Source organism: Catellatospora sichuanensis (genome assembly GCF_007483665.1).
Lineage (GTDB): Bacteria > Actinomycetota > Actinomycetes > Mycobacteriales > Micromonosporaceae > Catellatospora > Catellatospora sichuanensis.
The window spans coordinates 320,962-337,275 of sequence record NZ_ML660187.1 but is presented as its reverse complement, the minus strand read 5'-3'; the positions used below and the strand labels follow the sequence as shown (position 1 = coordinate 337,275).

The following is a 16,314-nucleotide window of genomic DNA, read 5'->3' as shown; positions in this document are numbered from 1 at the left end:
TGCCGTTCTTGCCGAGCTTCGCGTTCTTGCCCTTGCCCGCGGGCGTCTCGTCGTCGTCCATGTCGAGGCCGGCGGGGCGCACGCTGGCGCGTCCCGCGACGCCGCCGACGCTGGCGCGGCCTGCCGGCGCGCCGACACTCGCGCGCCCGGCCACGGCACCGCCGACGCTCGCCCGTCCGGCCGAAGCGCCGACACTGGCCCGCCCCGCGGCCGGGCTGATCGGCGGGTTCACCGGCGCCTGGCCGTAGCCCTGGTCGCCATAGCCTTGCTGGTCTGCGCTGCTGTAGCCGCCACCCTGGGGCGGGTATCCGCCGGTGGCGGAGTACTGCCCGTGGTCCGCCTGGTCGCTCGACGAGTAGTCGTAGCCGTAGTCGTCGGATGGCACCGAGGCGCGGCCCGAACTCTGTGTCGGCGGGGGGTATGACTGACGATACTGCTCGTCGTCATACCCGTGGCCGGCGTTGGGGTCGCCGTACGAAGTCATCTGTCACACCGTTCCGGTCGGGGATGGGGCGGTGGCGGCAGCCGCTGACAGCTGGGGGGCTGTCCTGTGCGCGCGGCCCAGTAGGTACTGCTCCACCAGGTGGTTCCAGTCACAGCCGCGGCACACCTCGACCACGTAGACCTGAAACTCACCGAGCGTGTCGGCCAGCACCGCGAGTTCGGCGCGGGAGCGCGCCTGTCCCGCGGAGTTCTTGAGCTGATCGCCATAGATGTAGTGCACGTTGATCACGAACTCACGCCGACAGATCGGGCACCGTTTCTCGGTGGCCTCGCCGTGGAATCGAGCCGCGCTTTTCAGGTAGGGCGAGGCGTCGCACACCTCTGACGTGCCCACCCTTCCCGCGTACACCTCACGCAGCAGAGCTCGCCGCTGGAGGGAATAGTCAACGAATCCGTCGCCCTGCCGCTGGGCGGCACGAGGCGACGCAGAGACTCGTTGCTGCGCGCGCATGAAAAGCAGGGTAGCCCTTCGTTCGGCGAGCCGCGACCGCCGTTACGCAGCGTGACCAGGGTGAAGCCGAGCGCTCAAAGATCATCCTCCCGGTGATCGTCGGCACCGCCGTATTGCCTCGACACGTCGTGGCGTTCTAACGTAACGATGTATCGGCGCGATACATCGCGACGAAGACCCAGACCGCGAGACCGATCAGAGGGGGTGGCCGAGATGCTCGACCTGGCCATCCTCGGCCTGCTGCATGAGTCCCCGATGCATGGGTATGAGCTGCGCAAGCAACTCAGCACCAAGCTGGGCGCGATCCGCGCGGCGATCAGTTACGGCTCTCTCTACCCCACACTGCGACGGCTGCAAACCGCCGGCTGGATCACCGAAGCCGGGGAGACCCCGGCCGGCGATGCCGACGTGCCGCCGCTGACCAGCCGCCGGGGCAGGGTGGTCTACAAGATCACGGCCGAGGGCAAGGAGCGGTTCCAGGACCTGCTGGCGCAGGTGGGGCCGGAGGCCTACGAAGACGCCGCGTTCGGCGTGCACTTCGCCTTCTTCTCCCGCACCGACGTCGACATCCGCCTGCGCATCCTGGAAGGCCGCCGCCGCAAGGTGGAGGAGCGCCGGGAGGGCTTCCGGGAGGTGCTCGCCCGGGCCGCCGAACGGCTCGACGCGTACACCCTGGAGCTGCAGCGCCATGGCCTGGATGCCGCGGACCGCGAGGTCCGCTGGCTGGAGGAGCTCATCGCGAACGAGCGCTCCGGCCGCACCCCGCCTCCGCGCGGGGCCGAGGGCGAGCTCCGTCCGAGCCCGCGCACCACAGATTCCGCACGACCGCTCACGGCCCGACCGGGCCCTGACGACTCCGCCGAGTGAGTTGGGCGGCGCAGCCGATCGGCTGTCCGTCCGAAGATGAAGAAGGAGGCAGGAGCTATGGGCTCCGTCCGCGTTGCCATCGTCGGTGTCGGTAACTGCGCCTCGTCCCTGGTCCAGGGCGTGGAGTACTACCGGGACGCCGACCCGTCCGAACGGGTACCCGGCCTGATGCACGTCGATTTCGGCGGGTATCACGTCCGTGACGTCGAGTTCGTCGCCGCGTTCGACGTCGACGCCAAGAAGGTCGGCCGTGACGTCGCCGAGGCCATCGTGGCCAGCGAGAACAACACCATCAAGCTGTGCGACGTGGCGCCCACCGGCATCACCGTGCAGCGTGGCCCGACCATGGACGGCCTGGGCCAGTTCTACCGCGAGATGGTCGAGGAGTCCGACGAGACCCCGGCCGACGTGGTCAAGGTCCTCAAGGACGCCAAGGCCGACGTGGTGGTCTGCTACCTGCCGGTCGGCTCGGAGCAGGCGGCCAAGTTCTACGCCGAGGCCGCGATCGAGGCGGGCTGCGCCTTCGTGAACGCGCTGCCGGTCTTCATCGCCTCTGACCCGGTGTGGGCCAAGAAGTTCGAGGACGCGGGCCTGCCGATCGTCGGTGACGACATCAAGAGCCAGGTCGGCGCCACCATCGTGCACCGCGCCCTGGCGAAGCTGTTCGAGGACCGCGGCGTGGAGCTGCTGCGCACGTACCAGCTCAACTTCGGCGGCAACATGGACTTCATGAACATGCTGGAGCGCAAGCGCCTGGTCTCGAAGAAGATCTCGAAGACGCAGTCGGTGACGTCCCAGATCCCGCACGAGATGTCGAAGAGCGACGTGCACATCGGCCCGTCGGACCACGTGCCGTGGCTCGACGACCGCAAGTGGGCGTACATCCGCCTGGAGGGCCGCTCGTTCGGTGACACCCCGCTCAACGCCGAGCTCAAGCTCGAGGTGTGGGACTCGCCGAACTCGGCCGGCGTCATCATCGACGCGGTGCGCGCCGCGAAGATCGCACTGGACCGGAAGATCGGTGGCCCGATCCTGTCCGCTTCGAGCTATTTCATGAAGTCGCCGCCGGTGCAGTACAACGATCACGACGCGCACGAGTCGGTCGAGAACTTCATCAAGGGCACTGTTAATCGTTGATTTCGGACCCGCTCTTGAAAAGTGTGAGCGGGCACACTCATTCACCTGACGATGGCCTGTCTACTGCGGAAATTGACGAACGTCACGCGGTAGATAGGCCATCGTCTGTACTAATAGGCCCTTGACGCGCATCTTTAAGGCACGCTCGATGTATGGACCCTCGGCCCGCGAATATGCATAGTGGGGTCATGGGGAAGTCAGATCTGATGGATCGGGTGACCACGGACCTGTCACGTGGCCATACCTACCCGGCGATCCAGCGCATGCACAGCCTGGTCGCCGCGCATCCCACCGACCTGGATCTGCGGCGCAGGCTTGCCGCGATCTACCGGGCCACCGGCAACGCCGTCGAGGCCGGCCGCTGGTCCTACCTGGACGAAGCTGCCGAACCCGCGGAACTCGAAGCGTTCGAGGGCCGCTACCCGGCACACCGTCGCCTCGACGCGCTGCGCTGGCCGACCGGCGCACCCGCCCCGACCGACATCTCCCGCGTGAGGCTGGCACCGCTGCTGGCCGCGGCCGCTTCGACACAGTCGCCGAAGCCGAACCCCCGCCGAGGATCACGTGTGCAGACCGCTGCCGCCGTCGCGGCACTGGCCGCTCTGTCCGCATTGGTGGTCGTCGGTGCCCGAACGGCACTGGACTGGATCTTCTAGCGCCGAAACATCGGCGTGATCTGTGACCCGGCCGTTATAAATGCCCCTGGCGTGACATGCCACCGGTCCATAAGGATCAGTGAGTGGCAAAGGCGGACGTACTCGCCCGGGTGCGCGCCGATCTCGCGGCCGGGCATACCCATCTGGCTGTGCAGCGTCTGCGGACCCTGCTGGCCGTCCTTCCCGACGACATCGACATCCGCGCGCTGCTCTCCTCCATCTACCGGCAGACCGGTAATCCCGTGGAGGCGGGCCGGTGGGGCTTCCTGACCGACGAGGTGCGCGACGCGGAGTTGACGGCGTTCGCCAAGGCCAACCCCGATCCCTGGCAGCGGCTGCGGCTGCTGCATTTCCAGGGCGACACCGTGCACCTGTCCGCGACCGCGGCACAACGGCTGGTGCAGCTGGCCGACGAGGCGGAGCGGTCGGGCAAACCGACGCAGTGGGCCGGGTCCTACCGGGCACCCACGAAGAAACGCGGTGTGGTGGTGCCGTGCCTGTTCACCTTCGTGGTGATCGGCGTCGCGCTGGTGCTGGCCGGCATCGGCGCCATCAAGGTCATCGGCTGGATGGCCGAGTGACGCGTCCTCGCCCGCGGTAGCGGCCGCTCGGTGCCATCCGCAGCGCAGCGGAGGATGCCACCGGTCAAGGCCGCGGCAGCCGGCGAGCAAGTCACCCTGACGGCCCGCTGTTGCCCGAGGTCGCTACGGTTCCCGGCGTGGGTACGGCGACACTGATCTTTCTGATCATCGGGGCACTCGGCATCGTCATCGCGGCGGTCGCCGTGCTCGGCGGTGACCTCCTCGACCTCGGCGACGGCTTCGTCTCCACGGAGCTGCTCGCTTCGCTCGTCGGCGGCTTCGGCTTCAGCGCCGCCGTCGTCAACGAGCTCACCGGCGACGCCCTGGGCATCGCCGCGGTGGTGTTCATCGCTATAGTCGCCGCGATACCACTGGCCCTACTGGCCAGCTACCTGGTAAAACGCATGTCGAACATGCGCACCGACGCCACTCCGACCCGCGCCGACCTCGTCGGCACCAGGGGAGTGGTGGTCACCCCGATTCCCGCCGGCGGCTTCGGCGAGGTCCGCGTGCGCATCGGCGGGCAGCCGGTCAAGCTGTCCGCCCGCGCCGAGCGTCCCGTGCCGCTGGGCACCAAGGTCGTCGTGACGTCCGCCGTCAGCGACACCAGCGTGATCGTCCAGGAAGTCCCGGAGCAGTAGCTCCCCCGGAAGAAGGAAGGCAATGACAGCCCTCACCATTGCGATCGCGGGCGGCGTGCTGCTCGTCCTCCTGCTCATCCTCTTCGTGCTGTCCCGGATCAAGGTGGCCGGGCCGAACGAGGCGTTCATCGTGACCGGCCGCAAGGGCCGGACCACCGAGACCGCTGACGGCGCTCGTTCCACCGACCTGTCGGGCCAGAAGGTCGTCATGGGCGCCTCGGTGTTCGTGCTGCCGGTGGTCCAGAAGCTGCAGGTCCTCGACCTGTCCAGCCGCCGCATCCACGTCGAGATCACGGGCGCGGTGAGCAAGCAGGGCATCCGCGCGAACCTGCAGGGCGTCGCGATCGTGAAGGTCGGCGGCACCGAGGACGCGATCCGCGCCTCGGCCCAGCGCTTCCTGCACCAGCAGAACGAGATCGAGGAGTTCACCCGCGAGGTGCTGGCCGGCGCGCTGCGCTCGATAGTCGGCCGGCTCACCATCGAGGAGATCATCCGCGACCGTGCCGCGTTCGCCTCCGCCGTCGCGGAGGAGGCGGAGCACTCGATGACCAACCAGGGTCTGGTGCTCGACACGTTCCAGCTGCAGGACATCCTCGCCGAGGGCTCGTACCTGCAGGACCTGGGCCGGCCCGAGGCCGCCCGGGTGCTCAAGGACGCCGCCATCGCCGAGGCGCTGGCCCGCCAGCAGGCCGAGCAGGCCCGTCTGCTGGCCGAGGAGTCGATCGCCGAGGCGCAGCGAAACCTGGCCCTCAAGCAGGCCGGCATCCAGGCCGAGATCGACGCCGCCAAGGCCGTCTCCGCCGCTGCCGGTCCGCTCGCCGAGGCCGAGCGCCAGCAGGTGATCATCGCCGAGCAGCGCAAGGTCGCCGAGCAGAACGCCGAGCTCAAGCAGCGCCAGCTCGACACCGAGGTGCGCAAGCCCGCCGACGCGGCGCGGTACAAGGTCGAGCAGGAGGCCGAGGCCGACCGCAACGCCCGGGTGCTCGCCGCCGACGCGGCTCGTCAGGCGACCATCGCCGCCGCCCAGGCCCAGGCCGAGCAGTCCCGCCTCACCGGTGAGGGCGAGCGCGCCCGCCGGGCCGCGCTGGCCGAGGCCAACGCGATCGAAGGCGCCAAGGAGGGTGAGGCCGAGCAGCGGCGGCGTACCGCCATCGCCGACGCGGTCGAGCGCGAAGGCACCGCCGACGCGGCGGCCATCCTGGCCAAGGGCCAGTCCGAGGCCGAGGCGATGCGCCTCAAGGCCGAGGCGTTCGCCCAGTACGGCGAGGCGGCCGTGCTCGACCTGCTGGTCCGGGTGCTGCCGCAGGTCGTCGCCGCGGCGTCCGCGCCGTTGAGCGCGATCGACAAGATGACCGTCATCTCCACCGACGGCGCCAGCTCGCTGACCAAGTCCGTGGCCACGAACGTGGCCCAGGGCCTGCAGCTGGGCAACGACCTGACCGGCATCGACCTGCCGGCGCTGCTGGCGAAGGTGACCGGCGCGGCGACCAGCAAGGAGTGAACCACCCGCTGCGGGCATTCCGGTCACGGATGACGGGACGCCCGCAGCGTCACGGAAATGGACTGCCGCTGCGGGCGTTCGGGTCGTCGATCGACCCCAACGCCCGCAGCGTTCATGTACGGGGCTGCCGCGCCACGTAGGGTGGTGACGTGCCGCACCCCGTGATGCCGAACACCGTGCCGACCAGGAAGGTCGCCGCGACCTCCCGCGCGATCCTGGCCGGGGCGCCGTTCCGGCGGCTGCTCGGGGTGAGACTGACCAGCCAGATCGCCGACGGCTGGTTCCAGGCCGGACTGGCCGGGTCGCTGCTGTTCAACCCCGACCGGCAGTCCAGCCCGGTCGCCATCGCGGCCGGTTTCGCCATCCTGCTGCTGCCGTACTCACTGCTCGGCCCGTACGTCGGCGTGCTGCTGGACCGCTGGGACCGTCGCGCGTCGCTGTCGACGGCCAACCTGGCCCGCGCCGCGCTGGTGCTGCCCGCGGCGGCGCTGCTGTGGTCCGGGGCGCAGGGCCTGGCGTTCGCGGTCTGCGCACTCATCGTCATCGCGATCAACCGGTTCTTCCTGGCCGGCCTGTCGGCCTCGCTGCCGCACGTGGTGGAGGAGCGCAAGCTGGTCCCGGCGAACGCACTCGCCTCCACACTCGGCACGATCTGCTACTCGGTGGGCCTGTTCACCGCGGCATCCGTGGTCGCGCTGCACCTGGTCGGCACGGACCGGCACGGATACGGCGCCATCGCGGCCACCGCCGCGGTCGGCTACCTGGTCTCCGGGCTGCTGGCCCGGCGCTTCTTCCGCCGTGACGAGCTGGGTCCCGATGCCCACGAACGGGCCACCTCGAAGATCGGTGCAGCCCTGGTCGAGGTGTTCCGCGGCATGATCAGTGGAGCGCGGCACCTGGGTGAGCGGCGCAAGGCGCTGCGGATCATGGTGTTGCAGTCCGCGTACCGGTTCCTCTACGGCGTGCTCACCCTGGCCGTGCTGCTGCTCTACAGCCGCTACTTCGGGCATGCCGCCGACCGGGCCGCGCAGGTTTCCGGCGCGGCGACCTCGATGGGGCAGCTGGGACTGGTGGTGCTCTCCGGCGCGGCCGGGGCGGCGCTGGCCGCCGTGATCACCCCGCTCGCGGTCCGCTGGTGGGACTCGCGGCGCTGGCTGAGCGCCGTGGTCGCCGCGGTCGGCGTGGTGGTGCTCGTCTTCGGGCTGCCGTTCGTCGCGCCGCTGCTCCTCGTCGCCGTGTTCCTGGTGAACGTCGCGTCGCAGAGCATGAAGATCATCGTGGACGCGACCATTCAGCGCGAGTGCCTCGACGAATACCGCGGCCGCATCTTCAGCGTCAACGACACCGCGTTCAACCTGTGCTTCGTCACCGGCCTGTTCACCGCGGCGGTGACCCTGCCGCCGAACGGCAAGTCCGCGCTCGGCCTGATCATCACAGCGACGGCCTTCGTCCTGCTGGCCGCCTGGTACTGGTTCGCCACGGCCGCCCGCCCCGCCGTCCCCGCCGCCCAGGCCTGATCACCCGCCCCGGCGGCCGCTGATCGCCCACCCCGGGCGGCCCTTGATCGCCCGACTTGCCAGGCAGGTGGGCGAAAGTGCGGTCAAGATACGCACATGTGCCAGGCAAATCGGACGATCTTGCGCCCCGCGGGGCGACGGGGCAGGTCGGGCGATCCTGCGCCCTGCGCGCGGGCGGGGGTCAGGGGATGAGGCCCTCGGTGCGGGCCCAGCGCTGGAGTTCGGCCTCGGCCTCGTCGCGGCTGAGCGGGCCGCGCTCCAGGCGCAGCTCCTTGAGGTGCTTCCAGGCACGGCCGACGACCGGTCCCGCCGGGACGCCGAGCAGCTCCATGATGGCGTTGCCGTCGAGGTCCGGCCGCACCCGGGCCAGGTCCTCCTCCTCCTGGATGCGGGCGATGCGCACCTCCAGCGCGTCGTAGTCCGCGGCGAGCAGGGCGGCCTTGCGCTTGTTGCGGGTGGTGCAGTCGGAACGGGTGAGCTTGTGCAGGCGGTCGAGCTGGTCCCCGGCGTCCGTGACGTAGCGGCGCACCGCCGAGTCGGTCCACTCGCCGCGGCCGTATCCGTAGAAGCGCAGGTGCAATCCGACCAGCGCGACCACCGGCGAGATCACGTCCTTGGGGTACTTGAGCAGCTTCAGGCGCGACTTCGCCATCCGTGCGCCGACCATCTCGTGGTGGTGGAAGCTCACGCCGCCGTCGCCGCCGACCGCTTTGGTGGCCGGCTTGCCGATGTCGTGCAGCAGCGCCGCCAGGCGCAGCACCAGGTCGGGGCCGCCGTCGGCGGTGTCGAAGCCGACCGCGTTGCCGACCACCTTGAGGGTGTGCTCGTACACGTCCTTGTGCTGGGCGTGCTCGTCGATCTCCAGCTTCAGGCCGGCCAGTTCGGGCAGGAACTGGTCGGCCAGCCCGGTGTCGACCAGCAGCCGCAGCCCGGTGATCGGATCCGCGCCGAGCAGCAGCTTGGAGAACTCGTCCCGGATCCGCTCGGCGGTGATCCGGCGCAGGTCCTCGGCCATGTGCTCCATGGCGGTGAGCACGGCCGGGTCCACGGTGAAGCGCAGCTGGGCGGCGAAGCGGGCGGCGCGCAGCATGCGCAGCGGGTCGTCGCCGAACGACTGGGCCGGGGTGCCGGGCGTACGGATCACCCGCGCGGCCAGGTCGGCGAGGCCGCCGAACGGGTCCGCGAACTCGTGGCCGGGCAGGCTGACCGCCATCGCGTTGACCGTGAAGTCGCGGCGCACCAGGTCGTCGTGCAGGTTGTCGCCGTACTGCACCTGCGGGTTGCGGCTGACGCCGTCGTAGGACTCCGCACGGTAGGTGGTGATCTCCAGGCGGAGCCCGCCGCGCTGCAGCCCGATGGTGCCGAACTCGCGTCCGGTCTCCCAGATCGCCTCGGCCCAGCCCTTGACGATCTTGAGGGTGTCCTCCGGGCGGGCGTCGGTGCAGAAGTCGAGATCGTCACCGAGGCGGCCGAGCAGCGCATCGCGGACGGATCCGCCGACGAGATGCAGCTCGAACCCGGCCTTGGCGAACCGGCGGCCCAGTTCGTCGGCGACAGGTGAGACGCGCAACAGCTCGGTGACGGCGTTGCGCTGGACGGCGGTGAGTTCAGGTGAGGGCGACATCGATCATCCAGCGTACTGGGGAGGCTGGTCACCGGCGTTCGCAGGTATGGTGCATCCCATGACAGCCCCCGATCGTCTCCCCCCGGTCGACGCGGACCACACCACCGTGATCCCGCACGTGGTGGGTACGGCGCTGCCCGCCGAGGAGCTCGAGGCCGCGGCCGAGCCTACCTTCGAGGACGAGCACAAGGGGGCGGCCGGCAACTCGGCCATGATGGCCGTCGGTTCGCTGGTCAGCCGGGGCACCGGCTTCCTGCGCACCGCGACGATGGCGGCCGCGCTCGGTGGCGGCCTGGTCGGCAACGCGTACACCACCGCGCAGATCTTCCCGGGGATGATCTACGAGCTGCTGCTCGGCGGCATCCTGTCCAGCGTGCTGGTGCCGATGCTGGTCCGGGCCCGCAAGGGCGACGTGGACCGCGGGCAGGCGTTCACCCAGCGGCTGCTGACCCTCACGGTGATCGTGCTCGGCATCACCACCGTGCTCGCGGTGATCTGCGCCCCGCTGCTGACCCTCGCGTACGCCAGCCGCGAATCGTCCGAGGCGACGCGGCACCTGATCACCATGCTGTCGTACCTGATGCTGCCGACGATCTTCTTCTACGGCCTGACCGGCCTGTGCAGCGCGGTGCTCAACACGCGGGGGCAGTTCGCCGCCCCCATGTGGACCCCGATCCTGAACAACGCCATCGTCATCGCCACCGGCGGCTTCTACCTGGCGGTGTTCGGGGCCAAGCAGATCGAGCCCGAGGACATGACCCCGGGGCGCATCCTGGTGCTCGGCGGCGGCGTGCTGCTCGGCATCGTGGTCCAGGCTTTCGGCCTGCTGCCCGCGCTGCGCCGGGTGGGCTTCCGCTGGCGCTGGCGCTTCGACTTCCGCGAGCTGGGCCTGCGCCGGCTGGCCCGGGTCGGCGGCTGGATGTTCTGCTACGTGATCGTCAACCAGCTCGCGCTGCTGGTGCTCACGAGGCTGCTCAACAAGGCGGGCGACCAGGGCGCGGCCGGCCCGATGATCTACAACAACGTCTTCCTGCTGATGATGATGGCGCACGGCATCGTCGCGGTGTCGATCATCACCGCACTGCTGCCCCGGATGAGCGCAGCCGCCGCCGAGGGCCGGGCGGGCGACATCGCCGCCGACCTGAGCCGGGGCATCCGTACGGTCGTCGTGATGCTGGCGCCCCTCGCCGTCATCTACATGGTGCTGGCGCTGCCGATCTCGATCGCGCTGTTCCAGCGCGGGGCGTTCCACCGGTCGGATGCGATCCAGACCGCGCCCGTGCTGGCCATGGCCGGTCTGGCGCTGCTGCCGTTCGCGATCAGCCAGCTGTTCAACTTCAGCTACTACTCGCTGCAGGACACGAAGACGCCCGCGCTGCTCAACCTGCCGGTGATCACCATGCGGCTGTCCATCCAGCTGGGCTGGTGGGCGCTGTTCGCCGCGTCGACCGCCGCGGTCGGCATGATGATCGGCAACGCCGCCTCGTACGCCTTCGCCGCCGTACTCTCCGCGACCCTGCTCAAGCGGCGGATCGGCCTGATCGGCCTGCGCCGCATCTCGGTCACCGTCGGCAAGGTCGTGGTGGCCGCGCTGATCGCCGCCGCGGCCGGCTACGGCACGGTCAAGCTGCTGTTCATGGGTGCCACTCAGGGCGACGTCAGCATCTTCACCAGCTGGGTGACGCTGATCGCGGGCGGCATCGTGATCTGCGGCGTCTACGGCGCGTCCGCCCTCGCCCTCAAGGTCACCGAGGTCCAGGACGTCGTCGGCATGGTCCGCCGCAAGATCGGCCGCTGACCCGGCTCGACCACTCGTTCAGTGAGGCCGCGGTTTCCCGGAAACCGCGGCCTCGCTGCATGCCGACCTCCCGTATCCGTGATTCCGCCCGCCCCACGACGTATGTGCTGCAGTTTCGGGGAAAGTGTCGATCCCGGGCGAACTCGAAGGCGCAGTTTCCCCGAAAGTGCAGCCTCAGGGACTGGAGCGGGCCACGTTGCGCGGGCGGTTGGGCGGTCAGCGGCGGCGGGTGCCGAAGATGGAGCGGATGATGGCGGTGCCGGCCGCGGCGGCTGCCGTGGTGAGCAGGCGCTTGGTGGTCTTGGAGCCGAGGATCTGCTCGGCGAGGTTCGGCTCGGCCCTGGCCGGCGGGGGAGCGGGCGCCTGCGTCGGCACGGGCGCGGCCTGCGTCGGCGGCGCGAGCCGGGCGGCCAGCATCTCGTACGCCGACTCCCGGTCCACCGGCTGGCTGTACTTCGCGCCGAGCGGCGAACCGGCGACCAGCGCCGCCATCACCGCAGGCTCGACGGCTGCCATCAACGACTGGGGCGCCCGCAGCCGGGTCCAGGCGACCGGCGTCGGGGCTCCCTTCTCGTTCAGCACGGTCACGATCGCCTCGCCGGTGCCGAGCTGGGTGAGCACCTCCTCCAGGTCGTAGTCCGACTTCGGGAACGTCGAGACGGTCGCTCTCAGCGCCTTCGCGTCGTCGGGGGTGTACGCCCGCAGCGCGTGCTGGACCCGGCTGCCGAGCTGGGCGAGCACGTCGGCGTGTACGTCCTTGGGGGTCTGCGTGACGAAGAAGACCCCGACACCCTTGGACCGGATCAGCCGAACCGTCTGGGTGATCGACTCCAGGAAGGCCTTGGAGGCGTCCCGGAACAGCAGGTGCGCCTCGTCGAAGAAGAACACGAGCCTGGGTTTGTCGGGATCGCCGACCTCCGGCAGCTCCTGGTAGAGGTCGGCGAGCAGCCACATCAGGAATGAGGAGAACAGCGCGGGCTGGGCGACCACGCCGGGCAGCTCCAGGATGGTGACCATGCCCCGCCCGTCGGGGGCGTTGCGGAGCAGGTCGGTGGTGGCGAACTCGGGTTCGCCGAAGAATGCGTCCGCTCCGGCGTCGCTGAACGCGATCAGCTCGCGCAGCAGCACCCCGGCGGTCTGCTTGGACAGCCCGCCCAGGCTTTTCAGCTCGGCCGAGCCCTCGTCGGAGACCAGGTACTGGATCACCGCCCGCAGGTCCTTGACGTCGACGAGCGGCAGCCCTTTGGCGTCGGCGAAGTGGAAGACCAGGTTGAGCGAGGACGTCTGTACCTCGGTCAGGTCCATGACCTTGGCCAGCAGCAGGGGCCCGAAGTCGGTGATGCTGGCACGCACGGGCACGCCGACGCCCTTGCCGCCGAGGGTGAGGAACTCGCAGGGGTATGCGGTCGGGATCCACGGCTGGCCGAGTTCGGCCATGCGCTCGGTGATCCGTTCGCTGGGCACGGCCGGGGCGGCCATACCGCTGACGTCGCCCTTGATGTCGGCGAGGAAGACCGGCACGCCGGCCGCGGACAGCTGCTCGGCCATCACCTGCAGCGTCTTGGTCTTGCCGGTGCCGGTGGCCCCGGCCACCAGGCCGTGCCGGTTCAGCATGGCCAGCGGGACCCGGATCGGGCAGTCGGGGTCGGCCTTGCCGCCGTCGCCCACGAGTGCGCCGAGGTCGAGTGCCGGGCCGTCGAAGGTGTACCCCGTCCTTGTCGTCGCCGCGTCCACCATGAGATACGTCCCCTTGCCATATTTTGCCCGATATGGAGGAAGCGTAGCTATTTTGGGTCACGCGCACGAAGTATCCGGACCGACGACTGATATACGTTCGAGTCCGGGAACCTGCCCCTTGCCGGTGCGCCGATTCGTCGGATAGCTGTAAGGTCGCACTCGGCAACCGAGCGGAGCGCCTAGGCTCTCTAGATAGCGGACAACAATGCGACGGCTTCGACACGCGCCAGATGGCTGATCGAATCCGAGCCGAGCTGATAGAGAGCGACTGCTTGATGAGGGAGGACGGGGTGACCCAGGTCGGCGAGGGTCAAGCGGCCGGGTCCGCTGCCGGATCGCTGGGTGGGCTTGCGGTGGGCGACGTGCTCGCCGAGCGCTACCGCCTTGAGGAGCACATCAACGATGACAGCGCCGGCCGCCAGGTCTGGCGCGGAGTCGACATCGTGTTGCGCCGTCCGGTCGCCCTGGTGCTGCGTACGCCGGGTGGAGCCTCGGCCGAGGAGATGCTCTCCGCCGCGGTGACCGCCAGCCGCGTCGTGCACGGCAACCTGATCGGCGTCTACGACGCGATCGACGAGGGCGAGCGGGCCTACGTGATCCGCGAGTGGATCGACGGCACCGCCCTGCGTGACCTGGTCGCCGAGGAGGGCCCGTTCGACGCCGAGCGCACCACCTCGGTGCTGCATGCGGTCGCCGACGCGGTGTCCGCGCTGCACGCCAGCGGCATGGCGCACGGCAACGTACACCCCGGCACGGTCCTGGTCGCCGCCGACGGGCGGGTCGTGCTGGCCGACGCCCGGGTCGACTCGACCACCAGCAACGAGGCCGACGTGCGCAGCCTCGGCGCGCTGGCCTACTTCATGCTCACCGGCCACTGGCCGCGCGCCGAGGCGGGCCGGACCACCGCGCTGGCCGACGGCCGCCGCGACAGCACCGGCGCCCTGGTCGCCCCGCGCCAGGTGCGCGCCGGCGTGCCCACCTACCTCGACGACCTGGTCATGGACCTGCTCGACGCGAAGCTGGCGCTGCCCACGGCGCAGGTGCTCACCGGCGAGCTGGCGCGGCTGGACACCGGCGAGCGCCTGCTCTTCGGCGGCAACGGCACCCTGCGGTTCGCCGACGAGACCGCCCCGGCGGAGCCCGCCCCCCGCGCGGCCACCCCGCGGCTGCTGGTCGCCGGCGGCGTCGCACTCGCACTGGTGGTCTCCGGCCTGGTCCTGGCGGTCCGTGCGCTCAACGCCGATGCGACCGAGCCGCCCTCGGCCCGGCCGTCCGGCAACGTCGCGGTAGAGGCCAGTGCCAGCGCCGCGCCGCAGCCCAAGGCGCTCAACCTGACCGCGAACCAGGTACGCATCATCGCCCCGTTCGGGGACAGGGACAACGCGACCCAGGCGCCGAACATGGTCGACGGCGACGCGAAGACGCTGTGGAAGACGACCGGCTACAAGAGGTCGAACTTCGGCAACACCGACAAAAAGGGCATCGGCATCCTGATCTCGCTGGACAAACCGCAGTTGGTGTCCAGCGTGACGATCCAGCTCTCCACGCCCGGCGCCTCGGCGGCGCTGATGGGCGGCTCCGCGGGTGCGCCGGACTCCAGGGCCGGCGACAGGACCATCGTCGACACCTTCAAGCAGGTCGCCGGGTCCCAGGCCTTCGGCAAGGACTCGGGCACCACCATGGTGTTCTCCACCGACGCCTCGACGCCGTACCAGTACCTGATGGTCTGGATCACCGATCTGCCGCAGGACCCCACCGAGACCGAATTTCCCTACCGCGTCGGCGTGCAGGAGATCGTGGTAGAGGTGCAGTGACCGGGCAGGACCCCCGAACGGACGAGGAGCTGCTGGCCGCACACGCCGCCGGCGAGCCCGATGCCTTCGGGGTGCTCTTCCGCCGCCACCGGGACCGGCTCTGGGCGGTCGCGCTCCGGACCACCAACGACCGCGAGGACGCCGCCGACGCGCTGCAGGAGGCGATGCTGTCGGCGCACCGCGCCGCGGCCAGGTTCCGGGGCGAGGCGGCGGTCACCACGTGGCTGCACCGCATCGTGGTGAACGCCTGCGTGGACCGGCTGCGCCGCCGCCAGGCCCACCCCACCGTGCCGCTGCCCGGGCAGGCCGGCGCGGACGACGAGGACCGGCACGCCCCGGCACGCAACGAACCCGCCGCGCCCAGCACCGACCACGACACCGCGATGGTGGTCCGGGCCGCGCTGGCCGGGCTGCCGTACGACCAGCGTGCCGCGCTCGTGCTCGTGGACCTGCAGGGCTACTCGGTGGCAGAGGTCGCGCAATTGATGGGGGTGGCCGAAGGCACGATCAAAAGCCGCTGCTCACGGGGCCGCGCCCGGCTCGCTGTGATGTTGGGGCACCTGCGCAACCTCAGCGACTCCACCGACGTCGGAGGGACACAACCGCAGGACGTCACACCGGGAGGGGGGCCCTGATGAGCGCAGTCGATCTCGACCTGCTGGCCGACTACGTCGGCGGTGCGCTGGACGGCACCCCGGAGCACGACCGGATCGCCCGGCTCGTCGCCGACGATCCCGCCTGGCGCTCCGCCGCCACCGACCTGCGCTCGGCGCTCCTGCTGGTCGACGCCGACCTGGCTGCCCTGGCCGCCGCCGCCGAGCCGATGCCCGACGACATCGCCGCGCGCTTCGACATCCTGCTGGCGTCCCCGGAGTTCACCGCGTCCCCGACGAGCCCACCCCGGGCAGCGGTGGGCGAGCGGACGCTCAACCGGGACTTCCGCAGCCCGCGCCCGTCCCGGCGCGGTTGGCGACGCTGGGCCACCCCGGTCGCCGTCGCCGTCGGCGCACTCGCGCTGGCCGGCATCGTGCTGCCCCTCGGCCCGCTCGCCACGACGGTGCAGGAGGCGACCACCGGCTTCAGCGCGGAGGACGGAGCGGCACCCGCTGCGGCGGGGGCGGACGTCCGCGTGCCGGTCGACGCCAGCGGCACCGACTACCGCCCCGAGATGCTGAGCGACCAGAACCTCATGACTCGGAAGACCACCCCGAGTTCCGCGGCCGCCGGAACCGGCGAGAACACGCTTTCCGCGGCCGGCGACCTGAACCGGCTGACCGAATCCCCCGTCGCGCTCGCGAACTGCCTGAACGCGATCCAGACGGCCCTGCCCGGCACGGTCACCTGGGCTGACTTCGCCCGCTTCGAGGGGCGTCCGGCGGTCGTCGTGACGGTCGACACGACCAGCGGTGCCTGGTGGTTCGTGGCCGGTCCGCAGTGCGGCGAGAACGGCGCTGACGAGCTGTTCCGCAGCCCCCGTAACTAGACA

14 protein-coding genes and 1 pseudogene are annotated in these 16,314 nt (G+C 70.4%); 11 read left to right on the top strand and 4 right to left on the bottom strand.

Annotated features, from left to right (window positions below; translation table 11 throughout):
- Together FLL47_RS08780 and FLL47_RS08775 are read right to left on the bottom strand one after the other, a co-directional pair.
- Positions 1-484, bottom strand: a pseudogene (locus FLL47_RS08780) (hypothetical protein); the annotation flags it as partial.
- A 3-nt stretch (positions 485-487) separates the two neighbouring features.
- Entirely contained in the window at positions 488-955 is a 468-nt protein-coding gene (locus tag FLL47_RS08775; protein ID WP_186315614.1) for a DUF5318 family protein, read from the bottom strand.
- A 213-nt stretch (positions 956-1,168) separates the two neighbouring features.
- Between FLL47_RS08775 and FLL47_RS08770 the strand changes: the two genes are divergently transcribed.
- From FLL47_RS08770 to FLL47_RS08740, 7 genes are all read left to right on the top strand, one after another.
- The gene (locus tag FLL47_RS08770) at positions 1,169-1,822 is read left to right on the top strand and encodes a PadR family transcriptional regulator (RefSeq protein ID WP_308440459.1); all 654 of its coding nucleotides are present in this window, start codon (positions 1,169-1,171) and stop codon (positions 1,820-1,822) included.
- 57 nt (positions 1,823-1,879) lie between these two features.
- Positions 1,880-2,959 (top strand): inositol-3-phosphate synthase, encoded by a 1,080-nt coding sequence (locus FLL47_RS08765; protein ID WP_144119926.1) that lies wholly within the window; start codon positions 1,880-1,882, stop codon positions 2,957-2,959.
- Positions 2,960-3,147: 188 nt separating this feature from the next.
- Positions 3,148-3,615 carry a DUF6584 family protein gene (locus tag FLL47_RS08760; RefSeq protein ID WP_144119925.1) on the top strand — a complete coding sequence of 156 codons (468 nt, stop codon included), beginning with the start codon at positions 3,148-3,150 and terminating at the stop codon, positions 3,613-3,615.
- Between the two features lie 83 nt (positions 3,616-3,698).
- A complete protein-coding gene (locus FLL47_RS08755; protein ID WP_144119924.1) occupies positions 3,699-4,196 on the top strand; it encodes a DUF6584 family protein in 498 nt (165 codons plus the stop codon).
- Positions 4,197-4,333: 137 nt separating this feature from the next.
- Positions 4,334-4,837, top strand: coding sequence for an NfeD family protein (locus FLL47_RS08750; protein WP_246157666.1), 504 nt, complete (start codon positions 4,334-4,336; stop codon positions 4,835-4,837).
- 22 nt (positions 4,838-4,859) lie between these two features.
- Positions 4,860-6,338, top strand: a complete 1,479-nt coding sequence (locus FLL47_RS08745; RefSeq protein WP_144119922.1) for a flotillin family protein — start codon at positions 4,860-4,862, stop codon at positions 6,336-6,338.
- Positions 6,339-6,487: 149 nt separating this feature from the next.
- Positions 6,488-7,855 carry an MFS transporter gene (locus tag FLL47_RS08740; RefSeq protein ID WP_144119921.1) on the top strand — a complete coding sequence of 456 codons (1,368 nt, stop codon included), beginning with the start codon at positions 6,488-6,490 and terminating at the stop codon, positions 7,853-7,855.
- A gap of 181 nt (positions 7,856-8,036) precedes the next feature.
- On the opposite strand, the gene FLL47_RS08735 is transcribed toward FLL47_RS08740, so the two are convergent.
- Positions 8,037-9,479 carry a CCA tRNA nucleotidyltransferase gene (locus FLL47_RS08735; RefSeq protein ID WP_144119920.1) on the bottom strand — a complete coding sequence of 481 codons (1,443 nt, stop codon included), beginning with the start codon at positions 9,477-9,479 and terminating at the stop codon, positions 8,037-8,039.
- A gap of 58 nt (positions 9,480-9,537) precedes the next feature.
- On the opposite strand from FLL47_RS08735, the gene murJ reads away from it, so the two are divergent.
- Positions 9,538-11,277 carry a murein biosynthesis integral membrane protein MurJ gene (gene murJ, locus FLL47_RS08730; RefSeq protein WP_144119919.1) on the top strand — a complete coding sequence of 580 codons (1,740 nt, stop codon included), beginning with the start codon at positions 9,538-9,540 and terminating at the stop codon, positions 11,275-11,277.
- A gap of 216 nt (positions 11,278-11,493) precedes the next feature.
- Here murJ and FLL47_RS08725 read toward each other — a convergent pair whose 3' ends face one another.
- The gene (locus FLL47_RS08725) at positions 11,494-13,014 is read right to left on the bottom strand and encodes a helicase HerA-like domain-containing protein (protein WP_144119918.1); all 1,521 of its coding nucleotides are present in this window, start codon (positions 13,012-13,014) and stop codon (positions 11,494-11,496) included.
- A gap of 230 nt (positions 13,015-13,244) precedes the next feature.
- On the opposite strand from FLL47_RS08725, the gene FLL47_RS08720 reads away from it, so the two are divergent.
- The 3 genes from FLL47_RS08720 to FLL47_RS08710 are packed head-to-tail and all read left to right on the top strand — an operon-like array spanning position 13,245 to position 16,311.
- Complete coding sequence (locus tag FLL47_RS08720) at positions 13,245-14,828, top strand: protein kinase family protein (RefSeq protein ID WP_425457665.1); 1,584 nt, start codon at positions 13,245-13,247, stop codon at positions 14,826-14,828.
- Positions 14,825-15,463: an RNA polymerase sigma factor SigM gene (sigM, locus tag FLL47_RS08715; RefSeq protein WP_144119916.1), complete on the top strand. Its 639-nt coding sequence runs from the start codon at positions 14,825-14,827 to the stop codon at positions 15,461-15,463. The genes FLL47_RS08720 and sigM overlap by 4 nt, the downstream gene beginning before the upstream one ends.
- On the top strand, positions 15,463-16,311 hold the full coding sequence (locus tag FLL47_RS08710) for a hypothetical protein (RefSeq protein ID WP_144119915.1): 849 nt from the start codon (positions 15,463-15,465) through the stop codon (positions 16,309-16,311). The genes sigM and FLL47_RS08710 overlap by 1 nt, the downstream gene beginning before the upstream one ends.
- Positions 16,312-16,314 lie beyond the last annotated feature (3 nt).

Coding starts and splice junctions, on each gene's coding strand:
- FLL47_RS08775 (WP_186315614.1), bottom strand. CDS start 955: ATGCGCGCGCAGCAACGAGTCTCTGCGTCGCCTCGTGCCGCCCAGCGG.
- FLL47_RS08765 (WP_144119926.1), top strand. CDS start 1,880: ATGGGCTCCGTCCGCGTTGCCATCGTCGGTGTCGGTAACTGCGCCTCG.
- FLL47_RS08725 (WP_144119918.1), bottom strand. CDS start 13,014: ATGGTGGACGCGGCGACGACAAGGACGGGGTACACCTTCGACGGCCCG.
- FLL47_RS08735 (WP_144119920.1), bottom strand. CDS start 9,479: ATGTCGCCCTCACCTGAACTCACCGCCGTCCAGCGCAACGCCGTCACC.
- murJ (WP_144119919.1), top strand. CDS start 9,538: ATGACAGCCCCCGATCGTCTCCCCCCGGTCGACGCGGACCACACCACC.
- FLL47_RS08770 (WP_308440459.1), top strand. CDS start 1,169: ATGCTCGACCTGGCCATCCTCGGCCTGCTGCATGAGTCCCCGATGCAT.
- FLL47_RS08720 (WP_425457665.1), top strand. CDS start 13,245: ATGGCTGATCGAATCCGAGCCGAGCTGATAGAGAGCGACTGCTTGATG.
- FLL47_RS08760 (WP_144119925.1), top strand. CDS start 3,148: ATGGGGAAGTCAGATCTGATGGATCGGGTGACCACGGACCTGTCACGT.
- FLL47_RS08745 (WP_144119922.1), top strand. CDS start 4,860: ATGACAGCCCTCACCATTGCGATCGCGGGCGGCGTGCTGCTCGTCCTC.
- FLL47_RS08710 (WP_144119915.1), top strand. CDS start 15,463: ATGAGCGCAGTCGATCTCGACCTGCTGGCCGACTACGTCGGCGGTGCG.